This is a genomic window from Bradyrhizobium sp., from assembly GCF_016219575.1.
Lineage (GTDB): Bacteria > Pseudomonadota > Alphaproteobacteria > Rhizobiales > Xanthobacteraceae > Bradyrhizobium.
In genome coordinates, this window is the sequence record NZ_JACRMG010000016.1 from 31,012 (window position 1) to 47,571 (window position 16,560).

General features: G+C 65.0%; 15 protein-coding genes. 9 read left to right on the forward strand and 6 right to left on the reverse strand.

Annotated elements, in window-relative coordinates; translation table 11 throughout:
• The first annotated feature begins 79 nt into the window (after nucleotides 1-79).
• Entirely contained in the window at nucleotides 80-1,042 is a 963-nt protein-coding gene (locus HZB49_RS14640; RefSeq protein WP_291612522.1) for an acetyl-CoA carboxylase carboxyltransferase subunit alpha, read from the forward strand.
• Nucleotides 1,043-1,316: 274 nt separating this feature from the next.
• Complete coding sequence (locus HZB49_RS14645; protein WP_291612524.1) at nucleotides 1,317-2,777, forward strand: murein L,D-transpeptidase family protein; 1,461 nt, start codon at nucleotides 1,317-1,319, stop codon at nucleotides 2,775-2,777.
• A 165-nt stretch (nucleotides 2,778-2,942) separates the two neighbouring features.
• Here HZB49_RS14645 and secA read toward each other — a convergent pair whose 3' ends face one another.
• Nucleotides 2,943-5,789 (reverse strand): preprotein translocase subunit SecA, encoded by a 2,847-nt coding sequence (gene secA, locus HZB49_RS14650; protein WP_291612526.1) that lies wholly within the window; start codon nucleotides 5,787-5,789, stop codon nucleotides 2,943-2,945.
• A gap of 391 nt (nucleotides 5,790-6,180) precedes the next feature.
• On the opposite strand from secA, the gene HZB49_RS14655 reads away from it, so the two are divergent.
• Complete coding sequence (locus HZB49_RS14655; protein WP_291612528.1) at nucleotides 6,181-7,095, forward strand: peptidylprolyl isomerase; 915 nt, start codon at nucleotides 6,181-6,183, stop codon at nucleotides 7,093-7,095.
• Between the two features lie 148 nt (nucleotides 7,096-7,243).
• The gene (argJ, locus tag HZB49_RS14660; protein WP_291612530.1) at nucleotides 7,244-8,485 is read left to right on the forward strand and encodes a bifunctional glutamate N-acetyltransferase/amino-acid acetyltransferase ArgJ; all 1,242 of its coding nucleotides are present in this window, start codon (nucleotides 7,244-7,246) and stop codon (nucleotides 8,483-8,485) included.
• A gap of 151 nt (nucleotides 8,486-8,636) precedes the next feature.
• On the opposite strand, the gene HZB49_RS14665 is transcribed toward argJ, so the two are convergent.
• Complete coding sequence (locus HZB49_RS14665; protein ID WP_291612532.1) at nucleotides 8,637-9,959, reverse strand: TadE/TadG family type IV pilus assembly protein; 1,323 nt, start codon at nucleotides 9,957-9,959, stop codon at nucleotides 8,637-8,639.
• Between the two features lie 196 nt (nucleotides 9,960-10,155).
• Here HZB49_RS14665 and mutT point away from each other — a divergent pair, with 196 nt between their 5' ends.
• Nucleotides 10,156-10,566: an 8-oxo-dGTP diphosphatase MutT gene (gene mutT, locus HZB49_RS14670; RefSeq protein ID WP_291612533.1), complete on the forward strand. Its 411-nt coding sequence runs from the start codon at nucleotides 10,156-10,158 to the stop codon at nucleotides 10,564-10,566.
• A gap of 55 nt (nucleotides 10,567-10,621) precedes the next feature.
• Here mutT and HZB49_RS14675 read toward each other — a convergent pair whose 3' ends face one another.
• Nucleotides 10,622-11,467: a methyltransferase domain-containing protein gene (locus tag HZB49_RS14675; RefSeq protein WP_291612535.1), complete on the reverse strand. Its 846-nt coding sequence runs from the start codon at nucleotides 11,465-11,467 to the stop codon at nucleotides 10,622-10,624.
• Nucleotides 11,468-11,545: 78 nt separating this feature from the next.
• Here HZB49_RS14675 and HZB49_RS14680 point away from each other — a divergent pair, with 78 nt between their 5' ends.
• From HZB49_RS14680 to HZB49_RS14695, 4 genes are read left to right on the forward strand one after another with little or no spacing between them, the layout of a single operon-like run.
• On the forward strand, nucleotides 11,546-12,331 hold the full coding sequence (locus HZB49_RS14680) for a ComF family protein (protein ID WP_291612537.1): 786 nt from the start codon (nucleotides 11,546-11,548) through the stop codon (nucleotides 12,329-12,331).
• A gap of 25 nt (nucleotides 12,332-12,356) precedes the next feature.
• A complete protein-coding gene (gene grxC / locus HZB49_RS14685) occupies nucleotides 12,357-12,629 on the forward strand; it encodes a glutaredoxin 3 (RefSeq protein ID WP_291612539.1) in 273 nt (90 codons plus the stop codon).
• Nucleotides 12,629-13,507: a carbon-nitrogen hydrolase family protein gene (locus tag HZB49_RS14690; protein ID WP_291612541.1), complete on the forward strand. Its 879-nt coding sequence runs from the start codon at nucleotides 12,629-12,631 to the stop codon at nucleotides 13,505-13,507. The genes grxC and HZB49_RS14690 overlap by 1 nt, the downstream gene beginning before the upstream one ends.
• A complete protein-coding gene (locus HZB49_RS14695) occupies nucleotides 13,504-13,986 on the forward strand; it encodes a DUF1178 family protein (RefSeq protein ID WP_291612543.1) in 483 nt (160 codons plus the stop codon). Before HZB49_RS14690 ends, HZB49_RS14695 begins: the two co-directional genes overlap by 4 nt.
• Before the next feature lie 3 nt (nucleotides 13,987-13,989).
• Here HZB49_RS14695 and HZB49_RS14700 read toward each other — a convergent pair whose 3' ends face one another.
• The 3 genes from HZB49_RS14700 to HZB49_RS14710 all read right to left on the reverse strand — a co-directional run bounded on the left by HZB49_RS14700 (nucleotide 13,990) and on the right by HZB49_RS14710 (nucleotide 16,376).
• Entirely contained in the window at nucleotides 13,990-14,889 is a 900-nt protein-coding gene (locus tag HZB49_RS14700; RefSeq protein ID WP_291612545.1) for an EamA family transporter, read from the reverse strand.
• A gap of 251 nt (nucleotides 14,890-15,140) precedes the next feature.
• Nucleotides 15,141-15,893: a bifunctional 2-polyprenyl-6-hydroxyphenol methylase/3-demethylubiquinol 3-O-methyltransferase UbiG gene (gene ubiG / locus HZB49_RS14705; protein WP_291612547.1), complete on the reverse strand. Its 753-nt coding sequence runs from the start codon at nucleotides 15,891-15,893 to the stop codon at nucleotides 15,141-15,143.
• A 12-nt stretch (nucleotides 15,894-15,905) separates the two neighbouring features.
• Nucleotides 15,906-16,376, reverse strand: a complete 471-nt coding sequence (locus HZB49_RS14710) for a PH domain-containing protein (RefSeq protein ID WP_291612550.1) — start codon at nucleotides 16,374-16,376, stop codon at nucleotides 15,906-15,908.
• Between the last annotated feature and the right edge of the window lie 184 nt (nucleotides 16,377-16,560).

The window sequence follows — 16,560 nt, forward strand, 5'->3', positions numbered from 1 at the left end:
AATCGTTGAAGACACGCACTTTCTTTCGAATCGGCAAAACCGCTTCGCCTGACAGCGCTGTTGTCCCTATATTGATTTGATGCCGGACCAGATGCGCAGCTATCTCGATTTCGAAAAGCCCGTCGCCGAACTCGAGGCCAAGATCGACGAGCTGCGCACGCTCGCGGCCAACGGCAGCGACATCGGCGACGAGATCACGAAGATCGAGGAGAAGTCGGCGCAGGCGCTGGCCGAGCTCTACGCCAACCTCACGCCGTGGCAGAAGACGCTGGTGGCGCGGCATCCGCAGCGGCCGCATTTCACCGATTTCATCAACGCGCTGATCACGGAATTCACGCCGTTCGCCGGCGACCGCAAGTTCGGCGAGGACGAGGCGCTGATGGGCGGCTTCGGCCGCTTCCAGGGCGAGCCGATCTGCGTGATGGGCCAGGAAAAGGGCAACTCGACCGAGAGCCGCATCAAGCACAATTTCGGCATGGCCCGTCCCGAAGGCTATCGCAAGGCGGTGCGGCTGATGGAGATGGCGGATCGCTTCGGCATCCCCGTGCTCTCGATCGTGGATTCCGCCGGCGCCTATCCCGGCATCGGCGCCGAAGAGCGCGGACAGGCCGAGGCGATCGCGCGCTCCACCGATGCGTGCCTGTCTCTTGGTGTCCCCAATGTCGCAATCGTCACCGGTGAGGGCATGTCGGGCGGCGCGATCGCGATCACCACCGCCAACAAGGTGCTGATGTTCGAGCACGCGATCTACAGCGTGATCTCGCCGGAAGCCGCCTCCTCGATCCTGTGGCGCGACGGCACCAAGGCGCAGGAAGCCGCCAACAGCATGAAGATCACCGCGCAGGACATGCTGCGATTCGGCGTCATCGACCGCATCCTGAGCGAGCCGGCGGGCGGCGCCCACCGCGACCCGTCAGCCATGATCGCCCGCACCGGCGAGGCCATCGCGCAGGCCTTCAACGATCTGCGCAATTTCGACGCCGACGGTATTCGCCGGCAGCGGCGGCAGAAGTTTCTCGATATCGGCCGCAAGCTGGGGTGAGGCCATAACCGTCATGCCCGGCCATGACGACGTCAGGAGTCCAGCCCCAAAGAATTGCGGCAACACCTTGGCAAAAATAGCCGTTTTCGGCCGCAATTAGGCCGCGAGCGGCCTGTTTAAGCTCTGTTGACCATGGCTGCTTCGAGGCTCGCGGAACGACCCCGTTCGGGTTGCGACGCACAGGCGTGACGGGTAATATTTTAATCAATGGCTTCAGGGCGATGAGCGGATGTTGGGGTTGCCGACATTGCCCGGTGGGTGTGGAGCTTTCGGCTTGATTTCTCGCCTTCCCGTTCGGCTGCTTGTGACCTCGGCTGCGCTCGCGGCCAGCGTGATGCTGGCCGGCTGCAACACCGACGAAATTTCGCTGGCCAGCAACGCCAAGGCCAACCAGCCGGTCCCGCCAAGACTGATCCAGGCCATGACCGAAAAGAACATGGACCTGAACTCGCCGATCCTGGTCCGCATCTTCAAGCAGGAAGCCGAGCTCGAGGTCTGGAAGCAGGATCGCGACGGCCGCTTTGCGCTGCTCAAGACCTATCCGATCTGCCGCTGGTCCGGCGATCTCGGTCCGAAGATCCGCGAAGGCGACCGCCAGGCGCCGGAAGGCTTCTACACCATCACGCCGGCGCAGATGAATCCGCAGTCGTCGTTCTACCTCGCCTTCAACACCGGCTATCCCAACGCGTTCGACTCCGCGCTCGGCCGCACCGGTTCGCAGCTGATGGTGCATGGCGACTGTTCGTCGCGCGGCTGTTACGCGATGACCGACGAGCAGATCTCGGAGATTTATTCGCTCGGCCGCGAGTCCTTCTTCGGCGGCCAGCGCGCCTTCCAGCTGCAGGCCTTCCCGTTCAAGATGACGCCGATCAACATGGCGAAGCATCGCAACAATCCGCACATGCCGTTCTGGCGGATGATCAAGGAAGGCTACGATCATTTCGAGGTGACGCGGCAGGAGCCGAAGGTCGATTTCTGCGAGAAGAAATACGTCTTCGATGCGATGCGCGCACCGAACGCCAAGAGCGAGCCGGTGTTCAACGCGTCGGCGAAATGCCCGGCCTATGCGATCCCCGAAGACGTCGCCGACGCCGTGCGCGAGAAGCAGCAGCACGACCAGGCCGAGACCAACAAGCTGATCTCGCGCGGCACGCCGGTGGCGCGCATGAATACCGGAATCGACGGCGGCATGCACAGGGTGTTTGCGGCGAAGCTGCCCGACGGCAATACCGGCCTGTCCGAAGGCGGCGACGGCCAGGGCCTCTCGCTGCTCGCCATCTCGCGCGCGCCGGGCACCATCCCCTCGCACGTCAATCCGCCGAAGCCGAAGCTGACGCCGGAGGAAGAGCCTGTTGTCGCCGTGCCCGCCACGCGCGTCGCAGCCGCCACGCCGGCACAGCAGCCCGCGCAATCCTCGTCCGGCGGATTCTTCTCCGACCTCGCCCGCAAGGTCGGCCTCGGCGGCTCCGACACCACCGCCAGCGCCCCGCCGCCCGCGCCCGCCGCGAAACCAAAGTCGGAGAGCAAGCTCTCGCCGCCGTCGGTCGTGCGCGCCCTCGCCGCCGCCCCGAAGCAGGTCGCAGCCAAGCCGGCGGCAACGCCTGCGCTGAAGCCGTCGGTTTCCGACGCGCCTGCCCCTGCCGCAGCAGCACCCGCGCCGGCCGCAACGATCGCCGGCGCCCAGCCGGTCGTACCAGCGAACTCGTTCGAGAGCCGTTTCGGCGCGATGAAGTAAAGCGCGAGCGCGCTTCTCTTCCACAACGATAGCCGTCATGCCCCGCGAAAGCGGGGCATCCAGTATTCAATGACGGTTGTGAAATGCGGAGAAGCCGCAGCATACTGGATCATCCGCTTTCGCGGATGATGACAGCATTGCGTAAGCGTTGCGCGTGCTATCGCCTTACGCGTACTTGCCGTGGCAGTGCTTGTACTTCTTGCCGCTGCCGCAGGGGCAGTCCTCGTTGCGGCCGACCTTGCCCCAGCTGGCGGGGTTTTGCGGGTCGCGCTGCTCGGCACTGCCGCCGTTGGCCGGGACCAGCGAGGCGCCGGCAAACGCCAGTTCGTCTTCGCCGGTGTTCGGATCGTATTTGTGCGCCTCCATCGGCGGCAGCGGCTCGGGCGGCTGCTCCGGCGGCACGATCTCGACCCGCATCAGCTGCGCGGTGACCGCCTCGCGCAGATGCGCGATCATGGTCTCGAACAGGTTGAAGGCTTCCGACTTGTATTCCTGCAGCGGATCGCGCTGGCCGTAGCCGCGCAGGCCGATGACCTGGCGCAGATGGTCGAGCATGATCAGGTGCTCGCGCCAGAGATGGTCGAGCGTCTGCAGCAGGATCGTCTTCTCGACGTAGCGCATCACGTCGGGGCCCCATTGCGCGACCTTGGCCGCCATGTGCTCGTCGACGTGCTTCTCGATGCGGGCGAGCATCTCCTCGTCGGCGATGCCCTCTTCCTTGGCCCATTCGTCGACCGGGAGCTCGAGGCCGAGCACGCGGTTGAGCTCGTCCTTCAGCCCTGCGACGTCCCACTGCTCGGCATAGGCGTGCTCGGGGATGTGCTTGGCCACGACGTCGTCGACATAGGCGTGGCGCATGTCGGAAACGGTCTCGGCGACGCTGTCGTCCTTCATCAGGTCGATGCGCTGGTCGAAGATCACCTTGCGCTGGTCGTTCTGGACGTTGTCGAACTTCAGGAGGTTCTTGCGGATGTCGAAGTTGCGCGCCTCGACCTTCTGCTGCGCCTTTTCCAGCGCCTTGTTGATCCAGGGATGGATGATGGCCTCGCCTTCCTTGAGGCCAAGCCGCTGCAGCATGGAATCGAGCCGGTCGGAGCCGAAGATTCGCATCAGGTCGTCTTCCAGCGACAGGAAGAATTTCGAGCGGCCGGGGTCGCCCTGACGGCCGGAACGGCCGCGCAGCTGGTTGTCGATGCGGCGGGACTCATGGCGCTCGGAGCCGATGATGTAGAGGCCGCCCGGCTTCTGCTCGGTGCGCGCGGGCTTGCTCCCCTTGGCCGGCTCGAGCTCGACGGACTCTTCCGCCTTCAGCACGATGTCACGGAAGCGCTCGATGTCGGCCTTGATCTGCTCGATCTTTTTCGCCTTCTCGGCTTCGTCGGTGATGCCGGCCGTCTCCTGCTGGATACGCATGTCGAGCGAGCCGCCGAGCTTGATGTCGGTGCCGCGGCCGGCCATGTTGGTGGCGATCGTGATCGCGCCGGGCACGCCGGCCTCCGCCACGATATAGGCTTCCTGCTCGTGGAAGCGCGCGTTCAGAACCGCGAACAGCTTTGCCGGCTTTCCGGCGCGCGCGGCGGCATAAAGCTTCTCCATCGCGTTTTCGTTGCCGAACTCGATCTGCTTGTAGCCGTTCTTCTTCAGGAAATCGGCCAGCACCTCGGATTTCTCGATCGAGGCCGTGCCGACCAGCACCGGCTGCAAGCGCTTGTTGGCGCGCTCGATCTCGGCGAGGATCGCCGCGTATTTTTCGCCTTGCGTGCGGTAGACCTCGTCGTCCTCGTCGAGGCGGGCCACCGGCAAATTGGTCGGGATTTCCACGACCTCGAGCTTGTAGATGTCGAACAGTTCGTCGGCTTCGGTCGCCGCCGTGCCGGTCATGCCGGCGAGCTTCTCGTACATCCGGAAATAGTTCTGGAAGGTGATCGAGGCGAGCGTCTGGTTTTCCGGCTGGACCTGGACGTGCTCCTTGGCCTCCAGCGCCTGGTGCAGGCCTTCCGAATAGCGGCGGCCCGGCATCATGCGGCCGGTGAACTCGTCGATGATGATGACCTCGTCGTCGCGGACGATGTAGTCCTTGTCGCGAGTGAACAGCGAATGCGCGCGCAGCGCCTGGTTGATGTGGTGCACGACGGAGACGTTCTCGACGTCGTAGAGCGAGTCGCCCTTGAGCTGGCCGGCGTCGCGCAGCAGCACCTCGATCTTCTCCATGCCGCCTTCGGTCAGGGTCACCGTGCGCTGCTTCTCGTCGACCTCGTAATCGGTCTTCTTCTCCAGCTTCGGCATGAAGGTGTCGATGGTGTTGTAGAAGTCCGAGCGATCATCGAGCGGGCCTGAGATGATCAGCGGCGTGCGCGCCTCGTCGATCAGGATGGAGTCGACTTCGTCGACGATGGCGTAGAAGTGCCCGCGCTGGACCATGTCCTCCAGACGGTACTTCATGTTGTCGCGCAGATAGTCGAAACCGTATTCGTTGTTGGTGCCGTAAGTGATGTCGCAGGCGTAGGCCTGCTTGCGCTCGGCGTCGTCGAGGCCGTGCACGATCACGCCGGTGGTCATGCCGAGGAAGGAGTAGATCTGGCCCATCCAGGCCGAGTCGCGGCGGGCGAGGTAGTCGTTGACGGTGACGACGTGGACGCCGCGGCCGGCGAGCGCGTTGAGGTAGACGGCAAGGGTCGCCACCAGCGTCTTGCCTTCGCCGGTCTTCATCTCGGCGATGTCGCCCTCATGCAGCACCATGCCGCCGATCAGCTGCACGTCGAAATGGCGCTGGCCGAGGGTGCGCTTGGCGGCCTCGCGCACGGTGGCGAAGGCCGGCACCAGGATGTCGTCGAGCGTCTTGCCTTCGGCCAGTTCCTTGCGGAACTCCTCGGTGCGCGCCTTCAGCGCCTCGTCGGAGAGCTTTTCGACCTCGCCCTCCAGCGCGTTGATGGCGTTGACGCGGGACTGGTAACCCTTGACCCGGCGGTCGTTGGGGGTGCCGAAAAGCTTGCGGGCGAGCGCGCCGATCATGGACAAGTCCTGTTGCTGCGGTCCTCAGGTCAAGGCCGCGAGTTGGTCTGGATAGCCCATCAACTCACCGTGACGCTTCGCGGTGCCGGCCCCGGGAAACGGGCAAGGCCCGGGGTGATCCGCCAATTGAGTGGGAAACGGGCAATCCGAGGTTCAACGGCAAAAAACGCGAGCAAAATAAACGCCATCGCCGTCGATACGTTGGCGGAGAGATATGGCCGGGCCGGGGCGATGTCAACGTGGCCCAAGGGCGCTTTGAGCGCGCCTCGAGAGCGCGCTGAATGTCAGGAAATTCATCATTTTGACAGGTTTTTCGCGTTGCCAAGCCCCCTCGATTGGGCGAGTGTCCCGCCGCCCGAACACCCCCCCGTCTCAAGTTCAAGGATTTTGCATGACCGCCTCGTTCCCGGAAACGAAAACCGGCCTGCGCCTCGGCTTTGCCGCGGCCGTCGCTTTGGCCCTGATTGCCGGTTCGCCGGCACGCGCCGACGACAAGGTGCTGGCCAAGGTAAACGGGGTGGAGATCAAGGAGAGCGACGTGGCTCTCGCCGAAGAGGAGCTGGCGCCGTCGCTGCAGCAGATGGACCCCGCCGCCCGCAAGGAGAACGTGCTGGGCTTCCTGATCGACCTGCAGATCGTGGCCAAGGCCGCCGAAGACAAGAAGATCGAGAACACCGACGACTTCAAGAAGCGCCTCGCCTTCACCCGCAAGCGGCTGATGATGGACAGCCTGCTCGCCGCCGAGGGCAAGGCCGCCACCACCGAAGAGGCCATGAAGAAGGTCTATGAGGAGGCCGCCAAGCAGATCACCGGCGAGGCTGAGGTGCGCGCCCGCCACATCCTGGTCGAGACCGAGGCCGAGGCCAAGGCCGTGGTTGAGGAGCTGAAGAAGGGCGCCGATTTCGCCGAACTCGCCAAGAAGAAATCGAAGGATCCGGGCGCCTCCGACGGCGGCGACCTCGGCTTCTTCACCAAGGACCAGATGGTGCCGGAATTCTCGGCGGTCGCCTTCACGCTGGAGCCCGGCAAGATTTCCGACCCCGTGAAGTCGCAGTTCGGCTGGCACGTGATCAAGGTCGAGGAAAAGCGCAACCGCCAGGCTCCGCCGATCGACCAGGTCAAGGGCCAGATCGAGACCTATGTGACGCGCAAGGCGCAGGCCGAGTATGTCGGAAAGCTCCGCGAAGCCGCCAAGGTCGAGCGCACCGACAAGCCGGCCGACGCCGCCAAGCCGGCGGATGCAAAGCCGGAAGCCGCCAAGGAGCCGGCCAAGTCCGATTCCAAGATGGCGCCGCCGAAGAAGTAAATCGACTTCGCAGGAAAATTTCAGTAATTTGACGTCATGCCCGGCCTTGTGCCGGGCATCCACGTCTTAAGACCCTCCAAGAAAGACGTGGATGGCCGGGACAAACCCGGCCATGACGATTCCTCCTATCTTTTTTTGGATTTGACCCATGTCCACTGCCGTCTCGCCCCTTGCCCCCACCGACGTGCCCGCCATGCCCGAAATCGCCGGCGTGAGGCTTGCGACCGCGGCGGCCGGCATCCGTTACAAGGGACGCACCGACGTGCTGCTCGCGGTGATGGACGAGGGCACCACGGTGGCGGGCGTCTTCACCAAGTCGAAATGCCCCTCGGCGCCGGTGGAATGGTGCCGCGCCAAGCTCAAGCGCGGGCAGGCCCGCGCGCTGGTGGTGAATTCCGGCAATGCCAACGCCTTCACCGGCAAGACCGGCAAGCAGTCGACGGCGCTGACGGCGCAGATCGCGGCAAAGGCCGTCGGCTGCACGGTCAACGACATCTTCCTCGCCTCGACCGGCGTGATCGGCGAGCCGCTCGATGCGACGAAGTTCGACGGCGTGCTGGCGCAGCTCAACGAAACGGCCGTGCCCGGCGACTGGATGAGCGCCGCGCGCGCCATCATGACCACCGATACCTTTCCCAAGGTCGCCACCGCCACCGTCAAGCTCGGCAAGGCCAGCGTCACCATCAACGGCATGGCCAAGGGCGCCGGCATGATCATGCCCGACATGGCGACGATGCTGTCGTTCGTGTTCACCGATGCGCCGCTGTCGAGCGCCGTGCTGCAGTCGCTGCTGAAGAGCGGCGTCGAGGACACCTTCAATGCGGTGACGATCGACGGCGACACGTCGACGTCGGACACGCTGCTGGCCTTCGCGACGGGCGCCGCCGCCGCGAACGGCGCGCCGAAGATCACGCGCGCCAGCGATCCCCGGCTGAAGGCGTTTGCCAAGGCGTTTTACGAGGTGCTCGCCGATCTCAGCGAACAGGTGGCGCGCGACGGCGAAGGCGCGCGAAAGCTGGTCGAGGTCGTGGTCGAGGGCGCGACCACCAAGGCTTCCGCGCGGAAAATCGCGATGTCGATCGCCAACTCGCCGCTGGTGAAGACGGCAATCGCAGGCGAGGACGCCAACTGGGGCCGCGTGGTCATGGCGGTCGGCAAGGCAGGCCAACCCGCCGATCGCGACAAGCTCTCGATCTCCTTCAACGGCATCCGCGTGGCGAAAAGCGGTGCGCGCGACCCTTCCTACAACGAGACGGAAGTGTCGGAGGCGATGAAGGCGCCGAAGGTCCAGATCAAGGTTGCGCTCGGCCTGGGCAAGGGCCGCGACCGCGTGCTGACCTGCGACCTCACCAAGGAATATGTCGCGATCAACGGCGACTACAGGTCGTAGAACTCCGGCTCAAGGCGCGTGTGTTGGGGCCTCGTGGTTCGAGACGCGCGGCGATGCCGCGCTCCTCACCATGAGGAGTTAGACCTCATCCTGAGGAGCCACGCACAGCGTGGCGTCTCGAAGGATGAAGCCCCAAAGCGGAACAACAGCGTCAACCCGATATCCTCGCGTCTGCCACTGCCTTCTTGAACAGCGCGTTCATGGCATCGGAAATGCCCTGGGTCATGCTGACCTCGAAATACAGGCCCGGCGAGGCGCAGCTCTGCATGTTCTGGGCGATCTCGCTGTTCGGCGACGGGCCATAGGGGCCGGCGTTGAACGGCGCGATCCATTTATTGTACCAATTGTTGGTCGGCAGATCGAGATAGGTGGTGTAGAGCACCGCGATCTTGATGCCGCGGTTCTTGATGGTGGTGCAGAGCGCGGGATCGATCGGCGACTGGCAGCGCGAGCCCGACGTCACCGGCTTCAGGCACCCCGAATTGTCTTCGTCGGCAACGCCGTCGGACACGAAGAACAGGTATTTCAGCGGCGCCGAGGAAGTACCCGTCCCCGGCGAGGAGATCGCGGAATTCATCGCCGGAAAGATGTTGGTGTACTGCGTGTGCTGGTCCTTGTTCTCGTTCTGACCGTTGACCGTCATCAGGTCGATATTGCCCGCCGCCGACTTGGCGCTGGTCAGGCTCGATGACAGCGAGAACAGGTTACGCAGCCCGGTGGTTGAGGCGGAAGCGCCGAAGTCGTAGATCGCCATGCGGAACTGGTTCGAATAGGTCTGCATGTTGGCGGCCGTATCCATCAACTGCTGCGTCGCGCTGCGGAGCACGTCGATGCGCGTGGTGACGCCGAGCGACTTCGCCAGATTGTAGTAGTTGCTGGAATCCTTGAGATCGTGGCAGGCGAAGGCGCAGGCATCCTTGGTGTTGGCCACCATCTTGGCGACGTCCGCAGTCGTCGCGCCGACGCCCATCGACGGCGAGTTGTCGAGCAGCAGGTAGAAATCGACGTATTGCGGCATCGTGGCGGTGCCGGTGGAGGCGCCCGTGACCGTCATCTTGCTCAGGCCGGCGACGCCGAGAAACATCATCGGCACCTCCGCGGAGAAATCCACCTTGGAAGTGAGGACGCCGCTCACCTTGTTGACGGTGACGGTCAGGCCCTTCAGCGTGTAGCCGGTGACGCCGCTCATATTGGCATTGAAGAGGTTGGTGGCGTCAGTGACGCCGGAGGCGATCGCGCCATCCGAACTCATATTGCCGGCGGCGATGAAGGCCGGCGACTTCTTCGCCACCGAGCCGACGCTGGCGGCATCAGCGGCCGCCTGCAGCTTGGACCTGATCGCGGTCGCACGGATGTAGTCGAGGGCCCCTCCGGCCGCCGAGACCATCGGCACCAGCGAGAGACAGAAGATGACGGCTATATTGCCGGAGCGGTCGCCGAGGAAACGGCTGAATTCACGAAGCAAAGCACGCATTAGGGACGCCTGTTCTGGGCAAGACTTGTCTGGACAATACAAGTGCAGCTTTGCACCCAATCGGTTAATTTCAGGCTTAACGGGCCACGCGACGCAGGCGGGATGAACAAAGCAGTTGGTGAAGGCCGGTCCGGCGGCTATGGAAGTCCGTATTATTCCCGACAGCTGCACTCAAAATAGGCAAACCGCGCTTCGCATGGCCGACTTCAAACTCACCCTCGTGGTCGCCTGCGCGCTGATCGATACCGACAAGCGGGTGCTGATCGCTCAGCGGCCGGAAGGCAAGACGCTGGCGGGCTTGTGGGAATTCCCGGGCGGCAAGGTCGAGCCGGGCGAGCGGCCGGAGCAGACGCTGATCCGCGAACTGCATGAGGAGCTCGGCATCGACGTCGCCGAGCCGTGCCTGGCGCCGCTGACTTTCGCCAGCCACGGCTATGAGACGTTTCATCTGCTGATGCCGCTCTACATCTGCAGGCGCTGGGAAGGCCAGGTGATGGCGCGCGAGGGCCAGAACCTCGCCTGGGTGCGCGCGACCAAGCTGCGCGACTATCCGATGCCGCCCGCGGACATTCCGCTGATCCCGCATCTGATCGACTTGCTGCTGTAGCTCGCACTCAACGTCGTCATGGCCGGGCTTGTCCCGGGCATGACGGAGCAAGACGCTAGGGCTTCACGTTCTTCACCGCCGCCTCGAGGCTCGCCTTCGCCGAACCCGGGCGCAGCGGCTTTTGCTGGCTCTCATGCGGCGCCCACGCGGAGAGCCAGACGATGTCGAAGGTGGCGCGGATGCGGCCGTCCGGATCGGCAAAGCGCTCGGCGTAAATTTCCGACATGCGCAGCATGGTGGCGATGCGCGTCGGCTTGCGCCGCCGCTCGATGAGAATATTGGTCGCGCCCATGCAACGCAGATCCTGCATCAGCGCGAAGGCATTGTCGTAACGCACCACCACGGGATCGAGATCGGTCACCGGCAGCGCCAGTCCCGCGCGCTGCAGCAGATGGCCGATGTCGCGCAGGTCGGCGAAGGGTGCGACGCGCGGCGACACGCCGCCCTCGATCTCGGCTTCGGCATGGGCAAAGGATTGCCTGAGCTCGGTGAGCGTGTCGCCGCCGAGCATGGCCGCCAGCAACAGACCGTCAGGCCGCAGCGCGCGGCGGATTTGCGCGAGCACACCGGGCAGATCATTCACGAATTGAAAGGCGAGCGCGGAGACGGCGAGATCGAGCGATTCCGGCTGCAGCGGCAGGACCTCGCTGCCGCCATCGAGCGCGATCCGCGCCACCGATCTGAAACGGTCGGCCAGCGGCGGGCGCAGCACCTCGCCCGGCGTCCAGATGTCGGCGACATCGGCGAAATCGCGGGTCACCGCGGCAAGGCGGTCGGCCATGTCTTCGGCGACGCGATCGAGCAGGAAGGTCGCCTCTCCCTGCCTGCGCGCCCGCGCCTGCCGCGCGCGCAGCAGCGCGCGGTCGAACAGGAGGGGCGTGGGATTGGCGGTCGCGGCCATGGCCGGTTGGTACGCCGACGGGCCCGGCTCTGCAATCGCCTGCTTGAGCAGCGTGCGGGGCGGCGCTAGCCTCGACCCATGGATGCCAAAACCTCTTTCCCCTCGATCGTCGGCCATCTGCGCGGCGCCTGGGCTGTGGCCGCGAAATTCGCGCTCGATATCGCGCTGCCCACGCTGTGCGTTTCCTGCCGCGAGCCAGTGGATGGCGAAGGCGTCTGCGCGGAATGCTGGGCAAAGCTGTCGTTCATCGAACCGCCCTACTGCCCGCGGCTCGGCATCCCCTTTGTCTACGATCCCGGGCCGGAGCTGCTGTCGATGGAGGCGATCGCCAACCCGCCGGCCTACCGGCGCGCTCGCGCTGCGGTGCGCTATGACGACGTCGCGCGCACTCTGGTGCATGCGCTGAAATACCATGACCGCACCGACCTGGCTCCGACCATGGGACGCTGGATGGCGCGGGCGGGCCGCGAGCTGCTTGATGAAGCCGATGTGCTGGTGCCGGTTCCCCTGCATTGGCGGCGCGGCTGGAGCCGCCGCTACAACCAGTCCGGGGCGCTGGCGCAGGCGATCGGGCGGCAAAGCGGGGTGAAAGTGGCCGCGGAAGCGCTGCGGCGGGTGCGCGCGACCGAACAGCAGATCGGCCTTTCGCGTGCCCAGCGCGCCAGCAATGTGCAGGGCGCGTTCAAGGTCGCACCGGACCGCATGGCTGACATCCAGGGCCGCCGCGTGGTGCTGATCGACGACGTGTTAACCTCCGGCGCCACTTCGGATGCCTGCGCCCGGGCATTGCTGCGCGCCAAAGCAGCGCAGGTCGACGTGCTGGTGTTCGCCCGGGTTGTGGACAGCCACAAAGCGCCCATATAATCGGGGCGTATTCGCAGGAATCGAGATGCCGGCTGCCATTGAAATCTACACCCGTCCGGGCTGCGGCTATTGCACCGCTGCAAAGACGCTGCTGACGCGCAAGAACGCGCCGTTCACCGAGTTCAACCTCTCGGCCGACCCCGCCTATCGCGACGAGATGTATCGGCGCGCGGGCGCCGGCTCGACCTTCCCGCAAATCTTCATCGGCAAGACCCATGTGGGCGGCTGCGACGAGCTCTATGCGCTCGACCGCGCCGGCGAACTGGACGGGCTGCTTGCAGCCGAAGGCGTGCTCTGATGGGCACAGACAACAAATTCACCGCCGCGATGGTGCAGATGCGCACCTCCCTTCTACCCGAGCCGAGCCTCGAGCAGGGCATGAAGCTGATCCGCGAGGCCGCAGCGCAGGGCGCCGACTATGTGCAGACGCCCGAGGTCAGCAACATGATGCAGCTGAACCGCAAGGCGCTGTTCGAGCATCTGGCGACGGAAGAAGACGACACGTCGCTGAAGGCGTACCGCGCGCTGGCGAAGGAATTGAAAATCCATCTCCATGTCGGATCGCTGGCGCTGAAGTTCTCGGCCGAGAAGGCGGTCAACCGCTCCTTCCTGATCTCGCCCGACGGCGCCGTGCTGGCAAGCTACGACAAGATCCACATGTTCGACATCGACCTGCCCGGCGGTGAGAGCTACCGCGAGTCCGCCAACTACCAGCCGGGCGAGACGGCGGTGATCTCCGACCTGCCCTGGGGCCGCATCGGGCTCACCATCTGCTACGACGTGCGCTTCCCGGCGCTGTATCGAGCGCTGGCCGAGAGCGGCGCCTCCTTCCTCACGGTGCCGTCGGCCTTCACCCGCAAGACGGGCGAGGCGCACTGGCATGTGCTGCTGCGCTCGCGCGCCATCGAGACCGGCTGCTTCGTGTTCGCCGCAGCACAGGCCGGCATGCATGAGAACAAGCGCGAGACCTTCGGGCACTCGCTGATCATCGATCCTTGGGGCGTCGTCATCGCCGAGGGCGGTGTCGAGCCCGGCGTGTTCATGGCCGAGATTGATCCGGCCAAGGTCGAGACCGCGCGCAAGACCATTCCGTCGCTGCAGCATGGCCGCCGCTTCGGCATCGCCGATCCCAAGGCAGGGCCCGAACATCTGCACCTGGTGCGGGGCTCGGCATGATCCGCTACACGCTGCGCTGCGAGCAGAGCCACTCGTTCGAGAGCTGGTTCCAGAGTTCTGCCGCCTACGACCAGCAGGTGAAGCGCAAGCTCGTCACTTGCCCGGTGTGCGGCTCGGTCAAGGTCGAAAAGGCCATCATGGCCCCGCGCATCGTCAGCAAGAAGGGCCGCGACAAGGCGCCGGCGCCTGCACCGGTGGAAGCCGCTGCGCCCGCGGAAGCGCCGGCCAACGAGCCGACCTCGCTGATGATGGCGCAGGAGCGCGAGCTGCGCGCCAAGATCAAGGAACTGCGCGACCACATCGTCAAGAACGCCGACAATGTCGGCGAGCGTTTCCCGAACGAAGCGCGGGCCATGCATTACGGCGACAAGGAACACCGCCCGATCTACGGCGAGGCCTCGCCCGAAGAGGCGCGCGCGCTGATCGACGAGGGTGTCGAAGTCTCGCCGCTGCCGACGCTGCCGGAAGACCGGAACTGACGCTTACACCGCCACCAGCAGCGCCACGCCCACCACGATCAGCAGGATGCCAACCCCTTCGCGCGCCGACACCGGCTGCTTGAAGGAATAATACGACACCGCCTGCGCGAACAGCACTTCCACCAGCGCCAGCGTGCGCACGTTGGCGGCCGCCGTCAGCGCGAACGCCAGGAACCAGAATTGCGAGGCGAAGGCGCCCATGAAGCCGGCGAGCATCGAGGGCCGCCACAGGGAAAGGATCGCCTTCAGGATTTGGGGCGCGCGCGCCAGCAGATAGATGGTCAGCACCAGCGACTGCACGAACAGGCCCCACACCAGCGTGTAGGACGCCGCCGTCACGAAGGTCACGCCGGGCACCGTGATGATGGCGCCGCGAAAGCCGATCGCCGACAGCGCAAAGCAGCCGGCGGCGACGAGGCCGATGATGGTCGGCCGCAATTCGGCAAAGCCCTTTTCGCCGCCCGGCCGCAGCGCCGTGATGACGACGCCGATCGTGGCAATGACGATCGCCAGCACCTTCAGCCAGGTCAGGTGATCGCCGAGAAAGACGAAGCCGAAGATCGCGGTCTGGATCGCCTCGGTCTTCAGATACGCCGTAGTCACCACGAAGGAGCGCTCGTTCATCGCGAGCAGCATCAGCCCGGTGGCGACGATCTGGCTGAGCGCGCCAAGCAGCAGCCACGGCCAGAACGAAGCGGTCGGCCACGGCACGCGGTCGCCGCTGACCGCCACGACCACCGCGAAGAAGACCACCGAGAACGGAAAACCGAACAGGAAGCGGATATTGGTCGCGCCCCAGGTGCCGAGCGGCCCGGTCAGCGAACGCTGCATCGCGTTGCGCGCGACCTGGCCGAGCGCAGCGACGATGGTGAAGGGAATCCAGAGCGAGGCGACGGTGAACATGGGAGCGACCGGGCGGCGGGACCGCCAAGGTGCCGGGTGCAGGCTACGCGGTCAACGGGGGCGGCGCATGACAGGATTGCGCGGGCTCCCTCTCACTCCCTCTCCCCGCTCTTTAGCGGGGAGAGGGTTGGGGTGAGGGGCTGCTTCCGCAAGAGAAGTGGGAGTATGACGCGCGGAGAGTCCCCCTCACCCGGATCGCATCTGCGATGCGATCCGACCTCTCCCCGCAAGCGGGGCGAGGTAAGGAAAACTCACATCTCCTCCGCCACCACCATGTAGTTGACGTCCATGTCGGCGGAGAGACCCCATTTGTCGGCGAAGGGGCTGTAGACCACGCCGGTCTCTTCGGTGACGGCGAGCTTGCTGGCGGCGAGATGGCGCGCGAGTTCGTCGGGGGTGACGAACTTGTTCCACTCATGGGTGCCGCGCGGCAGCCAGCGCAGCACATATTCGGCGCCGACGATGGCGAGCGCAAAACTCTTCCAGTTGCGGTTGATGGTGGAGACCACCATCAGCCCGCCGGGCTTGAGCATCGCCGCACAGTGGTTGAGGAACATGCCGACGTCGGCGACATGCTCGATCACCTCCATCGCAAGCACGATGTCGAAGCGCTCGCGGTGGTCCATCTCTTCCACCGTGGTGCAGCGGTAGTCGATCGAGAGATGTCCCTTGTCGGCATGCAGCTTCGCCGCCGCAATGTTGGTCGCGGACGGATCGATGCCGATCACCTGCGCGCCGAGCCGCGTGAACGGCTCGCACAGCAGCCCCGCACCGCAGCCGATGTCGAGCATGCGCAGGCCCGAGAGGCAGTTGAGGCTCTTGGCGTTGCGCGAGAATTTCCGGCACGCCGCGTCGCGGATATAGGCCAGCCGCAGCGGATTGATCTTGTGCAGCGGCGCCATCTTGCCGTTGGGATCCCACCACTCGGCCGACAGCTTCGAGAATTTCGCCACTTCGGCCGGATCGACCGTGGGTCCCGTGGCGCCTGCAGAAGTCGTTGGCATGTCGCGGCGCCTCTATCGTGCGGTGATGGCGTTACGAAACGCCAGCGGCGAGGTGACGGTGGCGAGCTTTTCCTCGCTCTTGCCCACGCCCGTGATGGTTACGTTGCCATAGCCGAAAATGCGGCCCGGGATGGATTGCTCCACATCCACGCTTTCGATCTTGTCGAGGCTCATCTCGAACGTCTGACGGTTGATGAAGCCGGTCTTGTGCACCACGCGCAGATTGGTCACGTCGGTCTCGGTGGTCCAGTGCTGGAACCAGGCCGTGACCGTCCTGTACAGCGCGAACAGGGCCACGATGCCGGCCAGCGCCCAGCACGCCACGATCAGCGGGCTGCCCACCGGAACCATTCCCGACAGGGCGAGAAACACGGCGGCCAGCATCCAGAGCCCGACCGCCGGCAGGAAGAAGATCCAGTGCGCATTGGTGGAATACAGCACCTTCTCCCCCGGCTGCAGGTTTTCGTCGATATACCGACCCATACGCCTTGCCTCAGTTACCTCTGCGCCACAGCTTCTGCGCCACGCCCGCAAGCCAGCCGTCCCGGGACCCCGCAGGAACCCGCTTGCCCCCGGCCGCGCCGCTATGTATACGCGCGTTTCGGTGGCTGCGCTGCCGGTTTTAAGCGCAGGTCCCCCTAACCTATCCTTCCAGGGAATGCACGCG

Coding starts and splice junctions, on each gene's coding strand:
- HZB49_RS14640 (WP_291612522.1), top strand. CDS start 80: ATGCCGGACCAGATGCGCAGCTATCTCGATTTCGAAAAGCCCGTCGCC.
- secA (WP_291612526.1), bottom strand. CDS start 5,789: ATGATCGGCGCGCTCGCCCGCAAGCTTTTCGGCACCCCCAACGACCGC.
- HZB49_RS14655 (WP_291612528.1), top strand. CDS start 6,181: ATGACCGCCTCGTTCCCGGAAACGAAAACCGGCCTGCGCCTCGGCTTT.
- argJ (WP_291612530.1), top strand. CDS start 7,244: ATGTCCACTGCCGTCTCGCCCCTTGCCCCCACCGACGTGCCCGCCATG.
- HZB49_RS14665 (WP_291612532.1), bottom strand. CDS start 9,959: ATGCGTGCTTTGCTTCGTGAATTCAGCCGTTTCCTCGGCGACCGCTCC.
- mutT (WP_291612533.1), top strand. CDS start 10,156: ATGGCCGACTTCAAACTCACCCTCGTGGTCGCCTGCGCGCTGATCGAT.
- HZB49_RS14675 (WP_291612535.1), bottom strand. CDS start 11,467: ATGGCCGCGACCGCCAATCCCACGCCCCTCCTGTTCGACCGCGCGCTG.
- HZB49_RS14680 (WP_291612537.1), top strand. CDS start 11,546: ATGGATGCCAAAACCTCTTTCCCCTCGATCGTCGGCCATCTGCGCGGC.
- grxC (WP_291612539.1), top strand. CDS start 12,357: ATGCCGGCTGCCATTGAAATCTACACCCGTCCGGGCTGCGGCTATTGC.
- HZB49_RS14690 (WP_291612541.1), top strand. CDS start 12,629: ATGGGCACAGACAACAAATTCACCGCCGCGATGGTGCAGATGCGCACC.
- HZB49_RS14695 (WP_291612543.1), top strand. CDS start 13,504: ATGATCCGCTACACGCTGCGCTGCGAGCAGAGCCACTCGTTCGAGAGC.
- HZB49_RS14700 (WP_291612545.1), bottom strand. CDS start 14,889: ATGTTCACCGTCGCCTCGCTCTGGATTCCCTTCACCATCGTCGCTGCG.
- ubiG (WP_291612547.1), bottom strand. CDS start 15,893: ATGCCAACGACTTCTGCAGGCGCCACGGGACCCACGGTCGATCCGGCC.
- HZB49_RS14710 (WP_291612550.1), bottom strand. CDS start 16,376: ATGGGTCGGTATATCGACGAAAACCTGCAGCCGGGGGAGAAGGTGCTG.